Consider the following 15,297-nt stretch of genomic DNA (forward strand, 5'->3'; position numbering starts at 1 on the left):
CGATCAGAGTCGTGCGCGACGCGCCCGCACGAAGCTGTACAGACCGAAGGCGATGAGTCCGAACGCCACGGCAGTCAGCACGATCGTCCCGAACGGCAGCTCGGCGAGGGCCTTCAGGGCACCGTCGAGACCGGACGCCTCGTCGGGATCCGCCTGCACGGCAGCCACCCCGAAGAGGACGCCGACGACGACGAGCGCGATCCCCTTGGCGACGTAGCCCACGATGCCGAGGGCGATCGTGACCCGACCCGACGGGCCCGACGGCACGACGAGGTCCTCCCGGAACTTCTGCCGGATCCCCTTCACGACCATGTACCCGCCGATGCCGACCACGATCAGGGCCACCACGACGAGCAGCACGACGCCGCCCGGAGTCGCCAGCAGTCGGGCGCTCAGCGACTCCGTCTGATCCGAGCTGTCGCTCGATCCGCCCCGGGCGAACGTGAACGCCGTGAAGCCGACCGCGAGGTAGGCGACGCCCTTGCCGCCCTCCTTGACCCGAGCGGCCCAGTCCTCCTTGTCCGTCCCCCGGACGAGAGCGGCCTCCAGGACCTGGAAGAGACCCAGAGCCCACAGCCCGACGACGATCACCCAGAGCAGGGCCATGCCCGCCGGGCGCGATGCGAGCTCCCCGAGCGCGCCTCCCTGGTCGGCCTCGCCACCGCCCCCGAAGGCGATCCGCAGGGCGATCACCCCGATGAGGATGTGCAGCACGCCGTTCATGCCGAAGCCGACCCGCGCGAGGGTCTTCAGGGGGCGGCTGTTCTGCACCCTGCTGGTGGTCTGGCGGGCTTCTGCTGAGGCGTCGGGCATGCGTCAACCGTAGGGGAGCGGAGGTCGGCCCGCCCGGTCCGTTCCGACCCCGGGTCGACCGTGCGTCACACGCCCGCTGCACCGAATAGAATCGGCGGACGCAGGCGCGACGTCGATGCGACGCGCCGTTCCCTCTTCTGGAGTCACCGTGAGCTTGATCGTGCAGAAATTCGGCGGGTCGTCCGTCGCCGACGCCGAGAGCATCAAGCGCGTCGCGAAACGCATCGTCGAGACCCGCAAGGCCGGTAACGACGTCGTCGTGGCGGTCAGCGCGATGGGCGACACGACCGACGAGCTGCTCGACCTGGCCAACGAGGTCAGCCCGATCCCCGGGGGGCGCGAACTCGACATGCTGCTCACCGCGGGCGAGCGCATCAGCATGGCGCTGCTCGCCATGGCGATCCGCAGCCTCGGCGTCGAGGCGCGCTCGTACACGGGCAGCCAGGCCGGCATGATCACCGACGCCCAGCACGGCAAGGCCCGCATCGTCGACGTGACCCCGAAGCGGATCCGCGACGCCCTCGACGCCGGCTACATCGCCATCGTGGCCGGGTTCCAGGGCTTCAACCGCACCACGGGCGACATCACCACCCTCGGCCGCGGCGGGTCCGACACCACCGCGGTGGCGCTGGCCGCCGCCCTCGACGCCGACGTCTGCGAGATCTACACCGACGTCGACGGCATCTTCACGGCCGACCCCCGTGTCGTCCCCAAGGCGCGCAAGCTCGACCGGGTCACGAGCGAGGAGATGCTCGAACTCGCCGCGGCGGGGTCGAAGGTGCTCTACATCCGTGCCGTCGAGTACGCCAGGCGCCACGGCGTCACCCTGCACGTCCGCTCGTCGTTCAACAACAACGAGGGAACCCTGGTCGTCAACCCGAAAGAGGGAGAGAACGTGGAAGAGCCCATCATCAGCGGTGTCGCCGGTGACCTCAGCGAGGGCAAGATCACCGTCGTCGGAGTCCCCGACGTGCCCGGCAAGGCGGCGCAGATCTTCCGCACCGTCGCCAAGACCGGTGCGAACATCGACATGATCGTGCAGAACATCTCGGCCGCCTCGACGAGTCGCACCGACATCTCCTTCACGCTCCCGAAGTCCGAGGGCGCCGTCGTGCTCCAGGCGCTCGAGTCCGAGCGCGCCGAGAGCGGCTTCGAGTCGCTGCAGTACGACGATCAGATCGGCAAGCTCGCCCTCGTCGGCGCCGGCATGCGCACCAACGCCGGTGTCTCGGCGCAGCTGTTCACCGCGCTGTTCGAGGCGGGCATCAACATCGAGATGATCTCGACCAGCGAGATCCGCATCTCGGTGGTCACCCGGGCCGACACCCTCAACGACGCCCTCCGCGTCGTGCACACGGCGTTCGGACTCGACGGCGACGTCGAGGCCGTGGTCCACGCCGGCACCGGCCGCTGACGCGACCAGCAGAACACCGAGGAGGCGCGGCGCGGCCCGCACCGCGCCTCCTGCCCCGTGAACACCCACCGCACCACCGAGACACCCCAGGAGAAGACGATGGCTGAAGGTCTGCGCGTCGGCGTGGTCGGCGCGACCGGTCAGGTCGGCAAGGTCATGCGACGACTGCTCGACGAGCGCGACTTCCCGCTCGCCGAGATCCGGTTCTTCGCGACGGCGCGCTCCGCCGGCACCACACTGCCGTTCCGCGGTGCCGACATCGTCGTCGAGGACATCGAGACCGCCGACCCGACCGGTCTCGACATCGCCCTCTTCTCGGCCGGCGCCACCGGCTCGCGGGCGCACGCACCGCGTTTCGCCGCGGCCGGCGCGCTGGTCATCGACAACTCGAGCGCCTGGCGGATGGACCCCGAGGTGCCGCTCGTCGTCAGCGAGGTCAACCCGCACGCGATCGGCCAGGCCGTCAAGGGCATCGTCGCGAACCCGAACTGCACCACCATGGCCGCCATGCCCGTGCTCAAGGTGCTCGACACCGAGGCCGGTCTCGAGCGACTGATCGTCAGCACCTACCAGGCGGTCTCGGGCAGTGGGCTCAAGGGCGCCGACGAGCTCCTCGGTCAGGCGCGGGCCGCTCTCGAGCAGGACGCCGCGGGGCTCGTGCACGACGGCTCGGCCGTGACGATGCCCGCCCCCGAGGTGTACGTCCGACCGATCGCCTTCGACGTGATCCCCCTCGCGGGCAGCATCGTCGACGACGGTCTCGACGAGACCGACGAGGAGAAGAAGCTGCGCAACGAGAGCCGCAAGATCCTCGAGCGACCCGATCTGCGAGTCAGCGGCACCTGCGTGCGCGTGCCCGTCCTGACCGGGCACTCGCTGTCGATCAACGCCGAGTTCTCGTCCGCGCTGACCGCCGCCCGCGCCAAGGAGCTGCTCGCCGACGCGCCCGGGGTCGTGCTGACCGACGTCCCGACGCCGCTCGAGGCGGCCGGCACCGACCCGAGCTACGTCGGGCGGATCCGTCAGGACGAGGGCGTGCCCGGCGACCGCGGGCTGGCGCTCTTCATCAGCAACGACAACCTGCGCAAGGGCGCGGCGCTCAACGCGGTTCAGATCGCCGAGATCGTCGCGGCCGAGCGCACCACCACCGTCGGAGTCTGACCGGGCGGGTCGCTGTCTCGACATCGAGACACCCCGCCCGGGCGCCCGGCGGGCCCGCGAGGCCCGGGGCCTAGACTGGCGCTCGTGAACGATGCGAAGAAGCCCGTCGACGTAGCCCTCATCGGTGGGGGCGTCATGAGCGCCACCCTCGGCGCCATGATCAAGCAGCTCGAGCCCGACTGGTCCATCCATATCATCGAGGCACTCGACGACGTCGCCCTCGAATCGAGCAACCCCTGGAACAACGCGGGCACAGGGCACTCCGCCCTGTGCGAGCTGAACTACACGCCCGAGCGGGCCGACGGGTCCATCGAGACCAGCAGCGCCGTCAAGGTCAACGAGCAGTTCCAGGTCTCGCGGCAGTTCTGGTCGTTCCTCGTCGCCGAGGGCGCCCTGCCCGAGCCCGAGGCGTTCATCAACTCGAGTCCGCACATGAGCTTCGTCTGGGGCGAGAAGAACGTCGAGTACCTCCGCAAGCGCTTCGAGGCTCTCCGCGACCACCCGCTGTTCCAGGGGCTCGAGTTCAGCACCGACCGCGAGCGCATCGCCGAGTGGGCGCCGCTGCTCGCCTCCGGGCGGCCCCTCGGGCAGCCGATCGCAGCGACCCGGATCGCCGCGGGGACGGACGTCGACTTCGGGAGCCTCACGCGCCTCCTCGTCTCCGACCTGCAGTCCTCCGGTGCCCGGCTCCGCCTGGGGCACCGGGTGACCGGTCTGAAGCGCCGCGCCGGCGGCGGGTGGACGATCTCGGTCCGCCCGAAGTCGGGTGCCGCGTTCGAGATCGAGGCGGCGTTCGTCTTCGTCGGAGCCGGCGGGGGAGCCCTCAACCTCCTGCAGAAGTCGGGCATCCGCGAGATCGAGGGGTTCGGCGGGTTCCCGGTCAGCGGGGAGTTCCTGCGCACGGACGACCCGGCGATCGTGGCCAGGCATCAGGCGAAGGTCTACGGCAAGGCCGCCGTGGGCTCGCCGCCGATGTCCGTCCCGCACCTCGACACCCGGGTCGTCGACGGGCAGGCCAGCCTCATGTTCGGCCCGTACGCCGGGTTCAGCCCCAAGTTCTTGAAGAGCGGGTCGTGGTTCGATCTCTTCGCCTCGATCCGGCCGCACAATCTCTACCCGATGATCCGTGCCGGGCTCGCGAACCTCTCGCTGGTGAAGTACCTGGTCGGTCAGCTGGCCGCGAGCAAGAGCACGAAGTTCGAGGCGCTCCGCGAGTTCGTGCCCGATGCCGACCCGAAGGACTGGTACCGCATCACCGCCGGTCAGCGCGTCCAGGTCATCAAGAAGGATGCGAAGAAGGGCGGGGTGCTCCAGTTCGGCACCGAGGTCGTCTCGGCGGCCGACGGCTCGATCGCGGGGCTGCTCGGCGCCTCGCCCGGCGCCTCGACGGCCGTGCCCATCATGCTCGACGTCCTCGAACGCTGCTTCCCGTCGCGGATGTCGGCGTGGCAGCCGACCCTCCGTCGCATGGTACCCACCTACGGCACGCCGCTCGCGACCGACGAGGCGAAGGCGGCGGCGACCCTGGGGGCCACCGCCGAGGCGTTGAACATCCACGCCTGATCGGGTCGACGGGGTCGGCTTGACTCCTGTTCGAACATGTGTTCGACTGATCGCATGCGGTGGAGCGGTCAGGGTGTCGACGTCGAGAGAGACGACGCGTCGCCGCCGCTCGTGCGACTGTCGTCGGTCGTCCGTTCGGTCACGACGCCCGAGTTCGACGGCATCACGTTCCACGAGATCCTGGCGAAGAGCGCGCTGAACCGGGTGCCGGGCGGCGATTCGACTCTGCCCTTCGGCTGGACGATCAACCCCTACCGCGGGTGCAGTCACGCCTGCGTCTACTGCTTCGCCCGACCGACGCACGAGTACCTCGATCTCGACGGCGGCGACGACTTCGACCGCCAGATCGTGGTGAAGGTCAACATCGCCGAGGTGCTGTCCAGAGAGCTCAGGCGGCCGTCGTGGCAGCACGCCCCCGTCGCCCTGGGCACGAACACCGATCCGTACCAGCGAGCCGAGGGTCGGTACCGCCTGATGCCCGGCATCATCGCGGCCCTGGCCGAGTCGGGCACGCCGTTCAGCATCCTGACGAAGGGCACGCTCCTGCGTCGCGACCTCCCGTTGCTGGCCGAGGCGGCGCAGCAGGTGCCCGTCGACATCTCGATGTCCATCGCGATCTACGACGACGAGCTCCAGCAGTCCCTCGAACCCGGCACCCCCACGACGGCCGCACGGCTCGCCACCGTCCGCGCGGCACGCGACCTCGGCCTCGACGTGTCGGTCTTCATGATGCCCGTGCTGCCGCATCTGACCGACGGCGTCGACCATCTGCGCGCAGCGCTGTCGGCGGTCCGCGACTCGGGGGCCACCAGCGTCATGTACAGCGCCCTCCACCTGAAGCCCGGTGTCAAAGAGTGGTTCTTCGCCTGGCTCGGCCGCGAGCATCCCGAGGTGCTCGACCGGTACACCGACCTCTACTCGCGGGGCACCTATGCGCCGACGGGGTACCGCAAGTGGCTGGCCGCACGGCTGCGGCCCCTGCTGGCCGAGTACGGCCTCGAACGCGGGCGCACCGACCCGTCGACCGGGTCGACCCGCTCCCGCGTGCACGACGCCCTGGGCGACCGGGCGGAGGCGATCGCAGGGTCGCGCGCCCTCCTCGCGGCCGAGCTGCCGGGCGGAGCTCGCACCGCGCATCCTCGGCTGTTCTGACATCCGTGCCCGGTCGGGGCACAAAACAGGCGTGTTCCGGGCGATACCCGGGGACACCCCTCGATAACGGGGTACAGAAGAAGTCCATGTTCAGGCATACTTCTTCAGTCAGCCCGTCGACGAGAAGGAGGCCGCATGCTGCTCGGCCTCCCGGCTCACCTGGCTCCGCAGAGCACCGGTCGCGCAGTCGCCCGAGCCTGCTACGTCATGGCCTGCGTGGTGCTCGCCAGCGCGTCGCTCGTGCTCGTCATCAGTCAGGCGACCGGCCCCGGGTACATCCTCTGGCCCGCCCTGGTCGCGATCTGCACCCTCATCGCGATGAGCGTCGTCCTCCAGCGTCGACGCACGGCGTCGGCCATGGCCGCCTTCCTCGCCATCGGCTCGGCGGCGACGTACTGGTACGCCGTCACGATCCTGGCCCAGATACCGGCCGTGCGGACGTCCGACGCCTTCTCGCTCTCGCTGCCCAAGATCGCCCTCATCCTGGTGGCGGGCAGCGGCCGCCAGCCGCGGCTCGGTCTCGTCTGGGCCACGATCGCGGTCGTCCTCGGCGAGGTGGCGACCCTGGCCGCCACGTGGCAGACGGGTGAGACCTCGCAGTTCGACGTCGCGACGGCCCTGACCTATCTGCTGGTCGTCGTCACCGTCGGCTGGGGTGTGATCGCCCGAGACCGTGCCCGGCGCGCGCAGCCCAGTCTGCACCGGGCCGCTCTCGACCAGCAGCTGCAGGGCATCCGCCACGACATCGAGCAGCAGGCCGCCGCCCTGCTGCACGACACCGTCCTGAGTCATCTCGCGGCCGTCGCCTCCGCCCCTCCCGGGCCGCTCGCTCCGCGGATCGCGAAATCGATGTCCGCCGACATCGAGACGCTCGTCGGGCAGGAGTGGCTGGCCGGTCGGGCGTCCGACGGCATGCCCCGGGACTGGCACCGGAGCGAGCTCGCCTTCGCCGTCGAGTCCGCCCGCGAGGCCGGGCTCGAGATCGGCGTGACCGGCGACGTGACCGCCGTGGCCCGGCTGAGCGCCGATCAGGCGCAGGCCCTCGGGCTCGCCGTCGCGCAGTGCCTGGCGAACGTCGAGAAGCACAGCGGGACGACCCGGGCCGAGGTCGTGGTCTACGGCGACGCGGACGACGTCTCCGTCATGGTGATCGACGACGGGGTCGGCTTCGACGTCGAGGGCACCGGCGCCGACCGTCTCGGGCTCAAGAACTCCGTGCAGGCGCGGATGGAGCGGGTCGGCGGCGAGGTGCAGATCTGGTCGTCCGTGGGCAGCGGCACGAGCGTCGTCATCCGGGTGCCGACAGGCACGTCCGCCGACACCGGTGCCGTGTCGGGAACCGACGCGCGCGATCATGCCGGTGATGGCCGTGCCGGTGACGACACTGCCGGTGACGGCCCGGTCGATGGCGGCACTGCCGATGGCGGCCCGGTCGACGGCGCTCCCGGCGCCGGGCGGACCATCGCCGGAGGGGCGGCGTGAGCCGCCGCGAGCGGACGCCGCAGCAGGTCGACCCGCTCGGTGCGCTCAGCGCCGGCCCCCTGACCGTCATCGCGGGGCTGGCCGCCGTCCTCTACGCCGTCGTGGTGACGGTCGTCGTCCGTGCCGACGTCGCCTCGTGGCCCGCAGCCATCGCCGCGCTCGGCGCTCTGGCGGCGGCCGCGACGGTGCTGGTGCACGGGTCCCGGCCCGCGCGTGCGCCGTTCCGGAGACCTCACGTCGTGGTGATGGTCGTGCTGCTCGCGGCGGTGGTCGTGCTCTCGGTCGTCTCGACGGCGGGCCACAACGAGATGGTCCGAGACGACTGGACATCAGTCTCGGTCGGCGTGCTGATCCTCGGCCTGGCGCCGTACCGGCCCGGACGCGAGATCGGGATCGCGGGCCTGATCCTGGCGTCGGTGATCGGCATCGTGGTGGTCGTCGAGAGCCCCTCGTTCGCCGCGGGTCTCCCGGCGGTCCTCTACGTCGTCGTGGCGGTGACGCCCGTGCTCGCGCTCACGTCGGCCGGGGCGACGTTCTCGGCCACCTTCGTGACGCTGGTCGACCACTGGGTCGAGCGCGCCTCCTCGTATCGTCGGGCTGGCACCGCCGATCTGCGGGCCGGCATCGCCCGGTCGGTGCAGCAGGACCGCGTGACCATCCTCAACCGCGACGTCGTGCCGTTCTTCACGGGGTTGATCGAGGCCGGCGAGGTGACCGCTGACGACAGCCGGCGCGCTCGCGCCATCGCCGAGACGCTGCGCGGGACGATGGTGGCCGAAGCGGACCGCAGCTGGCTCGAGCAGCTCCTCACGGCGCCGGCGGTCGCGGTGGGGGGAGTCGTCGACGACCCCGAGCACCTGGCCGGCGAGATGGCCGACGACCACCGGACCGCCCTCCGCGCCCTCCTCGTGGCGTTCGCCGACACCGGTGTCGTCGACGCGTCCGATGTGCGCATCGCGGTGCGAGCCGAGGAGGCGCGGGTCGACATCCGTCTGACCGTCGCCACCCGGGCGCCCGACCTCGCCGTCCGCAACCGGCTCGCCCCCTACTTCGCCGTCGTCCGCGTCGTCTACGACGACCTCGTGGTCGATCTGAGCCCTCCCCTCCTGACACTAAGGTTTTCTTATGACCAGCACTGAGTCGAGCGACCGCTCGTCGCACCGCCCCGGCTACTCGCGACCCGCGGCGGCCCCGTCGTGGAACACCGTCGGCCCCGCGGGCGGCGACCCGTCGACGCGGCGGGTCCGCCTCGCGATCCTCGACGACCACGAGGTGCTGCTCGACAGCCTCTCGAGCTGGATCAACGTCAACGCATTCGACTTCGACCTCGTGCTGACGGCGCACACCTGGCTGCAGCTGGTCCACAGCGACAACTTCCCCACCGATCTCGTCTTCCTCGACTTCCAGCTGAAAGAGCCCGTGTCGATCGAGGCCCGGGTGCGCACCTGCCGTGCCGCGGGTGCGAAGGTCATCGTGCTGTCGAGTCTCGACACCCGCGAATCGCGTGAGCGCGCGCTCGAGGCAGGGGCCTCGGCGTTCCTCTCGAAGTCGTTGCCGATGCGCGAGGTGATGGACGCCGCTCGGCAGGTCATGGGCGTCGCCCGCGACGCCTCGCCGCAGCGCGACTGGCGGCCGCTGCCCGTCGGGGCCACGAACCAGAGTCGACCGAAGCTCAGCGCCGGCGAGTCCGAGGCGTTCCGCCTCTACGTGTCGGGGTTCAGCACGAACGAGGTCGCGCAGCAGATGAACGTCCAGTACGAGACGGCGAAGACCTATCTGCGCCGGGTCCGCGAGAAGTACGCGAAGGCGAACCGACCGGCGAGCAAGAAGTCCGAGCTGATCCGCCGCGCCGCCGAAGACGGCTACCTGCAGTAGTGGCGAAGCTCTACTTCCGCTACGGGGCGATGAACAGCGGCAAGAGCACCGCCCTGCTGCAGGCCGCGTACAACTACGAAGAGCGCGGGCAGCGGGTCGTGCTCGCCAAACCGCGCGTCGACACCAAGGGCGACGATCAGATCGTCTCGCGACTCGGGGTCAGCCGCACGGCGGACGTCGCGTTCGCGCCCGGCGACGACGTCCTCGACGTCTTCTGCGCCGAGCGGGCGCGGGTCCGCGAGGCGACCGGCAGCGACATCGCCTGTCTGCTGGTCGACGAGGTCCAGTTCCTGGAGCCGGCTCAGGTCGACGACCTGCTCCGCATCGCCATCCTCGAGGGCGTGCCGGTGCTGGCCTACGGCATCCGGACGGACTTCCGCACGACGGCGTTCCCGGGCAGTCGTCGTCTGCTCGAGGTGGCGCACTCGCTCGAAGAGCTGAAGACCATCTGCCGGTGCGGTCGCAAGGCGGTCTTCAACGCCCGGACGATCGACGGGCGCTTCGTCTTCGACGGTGACCAGGTGGCCATCGACGGCCACGAGGTCACCTACGAGTCGCTCTGCGGCGCGTGCTACCTCGCCGAGAGCGGCGGCCGACTGAGCGCCTGAGCGGCTCTCAGCGGCTCTGAGCGGCTCTCAGCGGCGCAGAGGGCGGCGGGTGAGGCGGCGCCACCATCGGGCTGCGCCCCAGCGTGTCACCTTGGCCATGGCCTCGGTCACGATGTCGCCGTTCATCTTCGAGACACCCGCCTCGCGTTCACGGAAGACAATGGGCACCTCGGCGATGGGGTGACCGGCGTCGATGGTGCGGAGGGTCATGTCCACCTGGAAGAAGTAGCCCCGTGACTCGACCTCTTCGAGCCGCATGCCGGCCAGCACGGGAGTGCTGTACGCCCGGAATCCCGCCGTGGCGTCGTGGACCCGGATTCCGAGCGCGATGCGCGAGTAGAGGTTGCCGCCGCGGCTCAGCAGCTCGCGACGCAGCGGCCAGTTGACGACCGACCCGCCCTTGATCCATCGTGAGCCGATGACGAGCCCGGGGGCCGGCAGCCGTCGCAGCGCGTCGAGCATCTCCGGCAGGGTCTCGGCGGGGTGGCTTCCGTCGGCGTCGAACTCGACGAGGACGTCGTACCCGCGGGCCATGCCCCAACCGAACGCCTCGATGTAGGCGGCCCCGAGGCCGTCCTTCGACCGACGGTGGAGGACGTGCACGTTGCCGTCGGACGCGGCGATGCCGTCGGCGATGTCGCCCGTCCCGTCAGGGCTGGCATCGTCGGCGATCAGGATGTGCGCAGCGGGCACCGCCTCGCGCAGCTTCGCGACCGCGCGACCGATGTTCTCGGCCTCGTCGTACGTCGGGATGATGACCAGGACGGAGGGAGCGGCCCCGGTTCCGTCGGCGGCGGTCATCGTCGACCTGCCGTCGACACGACCGCCGTAGGCGACGTGGGGGAGATCACGTCCGCCAGCTCGGCGCCCTTCGGGAACACCCACTTGTTCATGGCCCAGTAGCGGAACACCATGGCGATGAGCGTGCCGATGATCGGGCCGCTGATGAAGTCCGCCACCTCCTGCGTGGCGAACGACACGTTGGGGACCTCGAGACCGAGGCCGTAGCGGGAGAGGTAGAGCGGGGCCGAGTTGAGGCCGACGCCGATGACGCTGACGACGACGAACAGCAGCATCTCGTGCGCGGTGTGGCGGTCGCCGCGGTCGTCGAACGACCACTTCTTGTTCATCCAGTACGACACGACGGTCGCGACGATGATGCCCAGTGCGAGGGCCGTCACGGGGTGCTGGGGGATGACGAAGAGCTTCAGGCCGTAGTTGATCACCATGGTGATGACGAACCCGATGCCGCCGACCACGAGGAATCGAAGGGCTGAGGGGTTGGCTCGGGCCAACCGGATCACTGCATTCACCGGATCACCCTAGCGCCCGTCGTCGGCGAGATCGTCGAGCGGCACGGCACGGCACGGCACGTGGCCGGGTCGACGGCCCGCGCCACTGGGGAGACGAGAAGACGCCCGCCTCTCTGTCGTGACAGAGCGGCGGGCGTCTTCGAGGTGGAACTGATCACATCGTCGGGGTAGCGGGATTCGAACCCACGACCTCCTCGTCCCGAACGAGGCGCGCTACCAAGCTGCGCCACACCCCGATATGACTGGCCGCGATGTTCTGCGACCGGAGCAACCTGACCATGGTAGCAAACGAATCGCGTGGGTCATGACCGACGATGCCGTCGACACCGGCGGCCCGCATGTCAGGCCGTGAGGGTGACGACGACAGCCTCCGGACGGCAGTCGAACCGGACGGGGGCGTAGATAGAGGTCCCGAGACCGGCGGAGATCTCGAGGTGAGCCGTCCGTCGTGCGTGGCTCCACGTGCTGAGGCCGCTGACCTTGCTGCGGGGGATGTCGCAATTCGTGACGAGCGCACCGTAGCCGGGCACACGGACCTGGCCGCCGTGGGTGTGCCCGCCGAAGACGACGTCGGCCCCGTTGGTGACGAACGAGTTCAGCACCCGCTGATAGGGCGCATGGGTCAGCGCGATGCTCACCGGCTCGGGCCCGCCGCGGTCGTCCTGCCAGCCGACGTTCTCTCGCAGATCGTCCAGGGCGCCAGGGAGGCGATCGAGACGATCCCACCCTCGGTGCGCGTCGTTGACGCCGAAGAACTCGAGTCTTGACCCACGGACCTCGATCGCTCTGGCCGTGTTGTTGAGGTCGAGCCAGCCGAGACCGGTGAAGAACGACTCCATGCGGGCGATGTCGAGCGGCGTGGGGGTGCGGTGGGCCTTGCTGGGTCCGCCGAAGTACGCGAGGGGGTTCTTCGGTGTGGGGGCGAAGTAGTCGTTCGACCCGTGGACGAAGACGCCCGCGACGTCCCGGAACGGCTCGAGCGTGTACTCGAGGGCCTCGTGGGCGTCCACATGCCCGATGTTGTCGCCTGTGTTGACGATGAGATCGGGCTCGTAGACCGAGAGACCCCGCACCCACTCCTGCTTCTCGGTCTGCCAGGGCGCGAGGTGGAGATCGCTGAGGTGCAGGATCGTGAGACTGCGCGAACCGGCCTCGAGGATGGGCAGCACCTCGTGCCGCACCGTGAACCGGTTGCGTTCGACGAGCGAACCCCAGGCGAAGGCGCCCAGGCCGACGGCCGCGCCCACCATCGCGGTCGCGGCCGTCGTCCGTGCAGGACTCAGTGGACTCATGTGCAGTTCCCGGGGTCCTTGCCCTCGGCATCGCCGTAGAGCTGCAGACGCACCGGGCCGGTCCGGTCGACGGTGGAGCCGGCGGCCGGGTCGGAGGCGACCACCTGGCAGACGTTGTCGGCCGAGCCCTTCACGTACCCGGCCACCGAGACGTTGGCCGCCTCGAAGCCCGTGCCCGCGAGCGCGGACACCGCGTCGTCGAACGAGTCGCCGACCACGTCGGGGACCGTGACCGCGTTGCCGCCGTCGCTCGTGTAGACCGTCACGGAGGTGCCGGACGAGACGCGCGAACCGGCGCTGGGGCTGGTCGTCGTCACGGTGCCCAGGGGCTGTTCGGACTTCTGGCGACCACCGTCGACGTACGAGAGTCCGAGAGCCCGCAGGCTGGTGGCGGCCTCTTCGGCCGTCTTCCCCGTCACGTCGGGGACGCTGAGGGAGGAGGTGCCGCGGACGACCGACGGATCCGCCACCGGGAACGCGGTGCCGGGGTAGACGGTGTTGTTGACCGTCTGCACGTCACGGAAGAAACCGGCACGCGCGTTGGCGTAGGTCGTCCCGGTCGCAGGCGAGTAGGCCGACCGGAGACTGACCTTGCCCTTGACGTTGCCCATCCACACGGCCGTGGCGAGCTTGCTCGTCGAGCCGATCAACCAGATCTGGTCCTTCTCGGTCGTGGTGCCCGTCTTGCCGATCTCGGGGTAGCCGTCGTAGGGGAGTCCTCCGACGCCGGTGCCGCCGTTCGACCAGAGCTGCGACATGCCCTGGATGGTGGCCGCGGCGATCTCGGGGTCGAGCGCCTGGTTGCACTCCTGCGGCTGACCGCCGATCTTCTGGCCGTCGGCGTCGACGATCTGGTCGACGATGATCGGCTTGCAGTACTTGCCGCCGGCGGCGATGCCGGCGTAGGCGGCCGCCATCGTGAGCGGAGCGATCTCGTTTGTCCCGAGGAACGACGAGGGGTTCTGGTACTGGAGCTCCGTGCCATCGGCACGGTGCACACCGAGCGAGGTGGCCACGTCCCGGATGTCGCGCAGGTCGAGCTTCTGGGCCATCGCGGCGTACGCGGTGTTGATCGACAGCGCGGTGGCGCGCTGTGCGGTCACGTAGCCCGGATTGCGCCCGTCGTCGTTCTTCGGTGCGAACCCCTGCGGGAAGTCCGAGCTGACAGTGCTGAGCGATTCTCCCCCGAAGGTCATGGGGGTGAACGGACGCGGCCTGCCGTTGACCGACTCGCTCAGGCCGTGGCCGTTCTGCAGCCAGTCGATGAGCGTGAACGGCTTGTAGGTCGAACCGGTCTGGAACCCGCCCGAACCGCCGTACGGCTTGTCGGTGCTGTAGTTGATGGCCGTGACGTTCGGGTCGGTCACCTCGGGGTCCTCGTTGAGGTTGCGGTTCTGGGCCATGACGATGACCCGACCGGTGCCGGCCTCGACCGAGTTGACGGCGCTGCCGAGGATGAGCGCGGACTCGGTCGGAGGTGCGTAGCGGTCGATCTGGGCGCGGGCGCTCGCGGTCAGGTCGAGATTGATGGTCGTGTAGACCTTGTAGCCGCCGGTGCTCCAGTTGGCCTCGCGCTCTTCCGCGTCGGCACCGAGGGAGGGGATGTCCTTGATGCTCTTCTTGACGTAGTCGCAGAACTGCTGCGCACCTGCTGCGGTGACCGCGGTGCAGCCCTGCGACGGGGTGGTCAGCTTGACGTAGTCGGCGGGGTTCGCCACGACAGCTGCGTCGTAGGTCTCCTGATCGATGTACTTCTCGCCGAGCATGCTGGCGAGGATGACGTTGCGGCGATCGACGTTGCCCTGGTAGTTGTCGGGCGTGCCGAGGTTGCGCTTCTCGGGGTACTGCACCATGGCGATGAGGCTGGCCGCCTCGGTCGCCGTCAGGTCGGACGCCGCCTTGTTGTAGTAGTGCTGCGAGGCCGCCTGGACGCCGTACGCCTGGTCGCCGAAGTACGCGATGTTCAGGTACGCGAGGAGGATGTCGTCCTTGCTGTACTTCTTCTCGAGCCCGATGGCGAACTTCATCTCCTGCAGCTTGCGGTCGATGCTGACCTCTTTGGCCTCCTTGATGGCCTTGGCCTGCTCGTCGCCGGTGAGACCCTGCGCCTCGGCCAGGCGGATGTTCCGCACCAGCTGCATCGTCAGGGTCGAGCCGCCACCGCTCTCTCCGAGCCCGCCGGCGAGTGAGCCGACTCCGGCTCGGACCAACGACGTCAGGTCGACACCGCCGTGCTCGTAGAAGCGGCGGTCCTCACCGGCGACGACGGCGTTCTTGAGATTGGGGGAGACCTCTTCCCACTTCAGAGCGACGCGGTTCTGCGCGTAGAGCGTCGCGAAGGGGACGTCTTGACCGTTCTGCTTGCCGTACAGCACGTTGCGCTGCTGCAGCTTTCCGATCTCGATGTACTCGGGGATCGACTCGAAGACGCCGATGGAGCTGGATGCGGTCATGCCGGCGACGGCGATGGCGGGTGTCACACCGATGGTGACGAGCAGACCGGCCAGGACGCTGAAGCCGACGAAGCCGAAGAGCGCGCCGACGACGGACGTCGGCTTCGATTTTGGGTCAGACATAAGATCAGGGTAAGTGACAACCCGGAAAACCAAGCTGAACGGAACGAC

At 69.5% G+C, this 15,297-nt stretch carries 13 protein-coding genes and 1 tRNA gene; 8 read left to right on the plus strand and 6 right to left on the minus strand.

The window, feature by feature from the left end:
- Positions 1–3: 3 nt before the first annotated feature.
- Positions 4–813, minus strand: coding sequence for a DUF1206 domain-containing protein (locus SOM13_RS04255; RefSeq protein WP_192058693.1), 810 nt, complete (start codon positions 811–813; stop codon positions 4–6).
- A gap of 148 nt (positions 814–961) precedes the next feature.
- Between SOM13_RS04255 and SOM13_RS04260 the strand changes: the two genes are divergently transcribed.
- The 8 genes from SOM13_RS04260 to SOM13_RS04295 all read left to right on the plus strand — a co-directional run bounded on the left by SOM13_RS04260 (position 962) and on the right by SOM13_RS04295 (position 10,068).
- Positions 962–2,227 (plus strand): aspartate kinase, encoded by a 1,266-nt coding sequence (locus SOM13_RS04260; RefSeq protein WP_243216126.1) that lies wholly within the window; start codon positions 962–964, stop codon positions 2,225–2,227.
- 99 nt (positions 2,228–2,326) lie between these two features.
- Positions 2,327–3,388 (plus strand): aspartate-semialdehyde dehydrogenase, encoded by a 1,062-nt coding sequence (locus SOM13_RS04265; RefSeq protein ID WP_320478968.1) that lies wholly within the window; start codon positions 2,327–2,329, stop codon positions 3,386–3,388.
- A 135-nt stretch (positions 3,389–3,523) separates the two neighbouring features.
- A complete protein-coding gene (locus SOM13_RS04270) occupies positions 3,524–4,951 on the plus strand; it encodes a malate:quinone oxidoreductase (RefSeq protein WP_414655510.1) in 1,428 nt (475 codons plus the stop codon).
- Positions 4,952–5,005: 54 nt separating this feature from the next.
- Positions 5,006–6,103: an Rv2578c family radical SAM protein gene (locus tag SOM13_RS04275; protein ID WP_320479100.1), complete on the plus strand. Its 1,098-nt coding sequence runs from the start codon at positions 5,006–5,008 to the stop codon at positions 6,101–6,103.
- Between the two features lie 135 nt (positions 6,104–6,238).
- Positions 6,239–7,585, plus strand: a complete 1,347-nt coding sequence (locus tag SOM13_RS04280; RefSeq protein ID WP_320478970.1) for a sensor histidine kinase — start codon at positions 6,239–6,241, stop codon at positions 7,583–7,585.
- Positions 7,582–8,724, plus strand: coding sequence for a hypothetical protein (locus SOM13_RS04285; RefSeq protein ID WP_320478971.1), 1,143 nt, complete (start codon positions 7,582–7,584; stop codon positions 8,722–8,724). Before SOM13_RS04280 ends, SOM13_RS04285 begins: the two co-directional genes overlap by 4 nt.
- Positions 8,711–9,460 (plus strand): response regulator, encoded by a 750-nt coding sequence (locus SOM13_RS04290; protein ID WP_243213657.1) that lies wholly within the window; start codon positions 8,711–8,713, stop codon positions 9,458–9,460. Before SOM13_RS04285 ends, SOM13_RS04290 begins: the two co-directional genes overlap by 14 nt.
- Positions 9,460–10,068, plus strand: a complete 609-nt coding sequence (locus SOM13_RS04295) for a thymidine kinase (RefSeq protein ID WP_192058678.1) — start codon at positions 9,460–9,462, stop codon at positions 10,066–10,068. Before SOM13_RS04290 ends, SOM13_RS04295 begins: the two co-directional genes overlap by 1 nt.
- Positions 10,069–10,095: 27 nt before the next feature.
- Here the strand turns inward: SOM13_RS04295 and SOM13_RS04300 are convergent, their stop codons facing one another.
- From SOM13_RS04300 to SOM13_RS04320, 5 genes are all read right to left on the minus strand, one after another.
- Positions 10,096–10,869: a polyprenol monophosphomannose synthase gene (locus SOM13_RS04300; protein ID WP_243213654.1), complete on the minus strand. Its 774-nt coding sequence runs from the start codon at positions 10,867–10,869 to the stop codon at positions 10,096–10,098.
- Positions 10,866–11,381: a GtrA family protein gene (locus SOM13_RS04305; RefSeq protein ID WP_243213652.1), complete on the minus strand. Its 516-nt coding sequence runs from the start codon at positions 11,379–11,381 to the stop codon at positions 10,866–10,868. The genes SOM13_RS04300 and SOM13_RS04305 overlap by 4 nt, the downstream gene beginning before the upstream one ends.
- Before the next feature lie 162 nt (positions 11,382–11,543).
- Positions 11,544–11,617, minus strand: a tRNA-Pro gene (locus SOM13_RS04310).
- 105 nt (positions 11,618–11,722) lie between these two features.
- Positions 11,723–12,673, minus strand: coding sequence for a metallophosphoesterase (locus SOM13_RS04315; protein ID WP_192058672.1), 951 nt, complete (start codon positions 12,671–12,673; stop codon positions 11,723–11,725).
- Positions 12,670–15,249, minus strand: coding sequence for a transglycosylase domain-containing protein (locus SOM13_RS04320; protein WP_192058670.1), 2,580 nt, complete (start codon positions 15,247–15,249; stop codon positions 12,670–12,672). The genes SOM13_RS04315 and SOM13_RS04320 overlap by 4 nt, the downstream gene beginning before the upstream one ends.
- Between the last annotated feature and the right edge of the window lie 48 nt (positions 15,250–15,297).

The sequence above is a fragment of the Frigoribacterium sp. CFBP9030 genome (assembly GCF_034045195.1).
GTDB lineage: Bacteria > Actinomycetota > Actinomycetes > Actinomycetales > Microbacteriaceae > Frigoribacterium.

What these genes read in the sequence shown, in the direction of transcription:
- SOM13_RS04315 (WP_192058672.1), bottom strand. Translation starts at nt 12,673, where the DNA reads ATGAGTCCACTGAGTCCTGCACGGACGACGGCCGCGACCGCGATGGTG.
- SOM13_RS04290 (WP_243213657.1), top strand. Translation starts at nt 8,711, where the DNA reads ATGACCAGCACTGAGTCGAGCGACCGCTCGTCGCACCGCCCCGGCTAC.
- SOM13_RS04275 (WP_320479100.1), top strand. Translation starts at nt 5,006, where the DNA reads ATGCGGTGGAGCGGTCAGGGTGTCGACGTCGAGAGAGACGACGCGTCG.
- SOM13_RS04255 (WP_192058693.1), bottom strand. Translation starts at nt 813, where the DNA reads ATGCCCGACGCCTCAGCAGAAGCCCGCCAGACCACCAGCAGGGTGCAG.
- SOM13_RS04280 (WP_320478970.1), top strand. Translation starts at nt 6,239, where the DNA reads ATGCTGCTCGGCCTCCCGGCTCACCTGGCTCCGCAGAGCACCGGTCGC.
- SOM13_RS04320 (WP_192058670.1), bottom strand. Translation starts at nt 15,249, where the DNA reads ATGTCTGACCCAAAATCGAAGCCGACGTCCGTCGTCGGCGCGCTCTTC.
- SOM13_RS04300 (WP_243213654.1), bottom strand. Translation starts at nt 10,869, where the DNA reads ATGACCGCCGCCGACGGAACCGGGGCCGCTCCCTCCGTCCTGGTCATC.
- SOM13_RS04270 (WP_414655510.1), top strand. Translation starts at nt 3,524, where the DNA reads ATGAGCGCCACCCTCGGCGCCATGATCAAGCAGCTCGAGCCCGACTGG.
- SOM13_RS04265 (WP_320478968.1), top strand. Translation starts at nt 2,327, where the DNA reads ATGGCTGAAGGTCTGCGCGTCGGCGTGGTCGGCGCGACCGGTCAGGTC.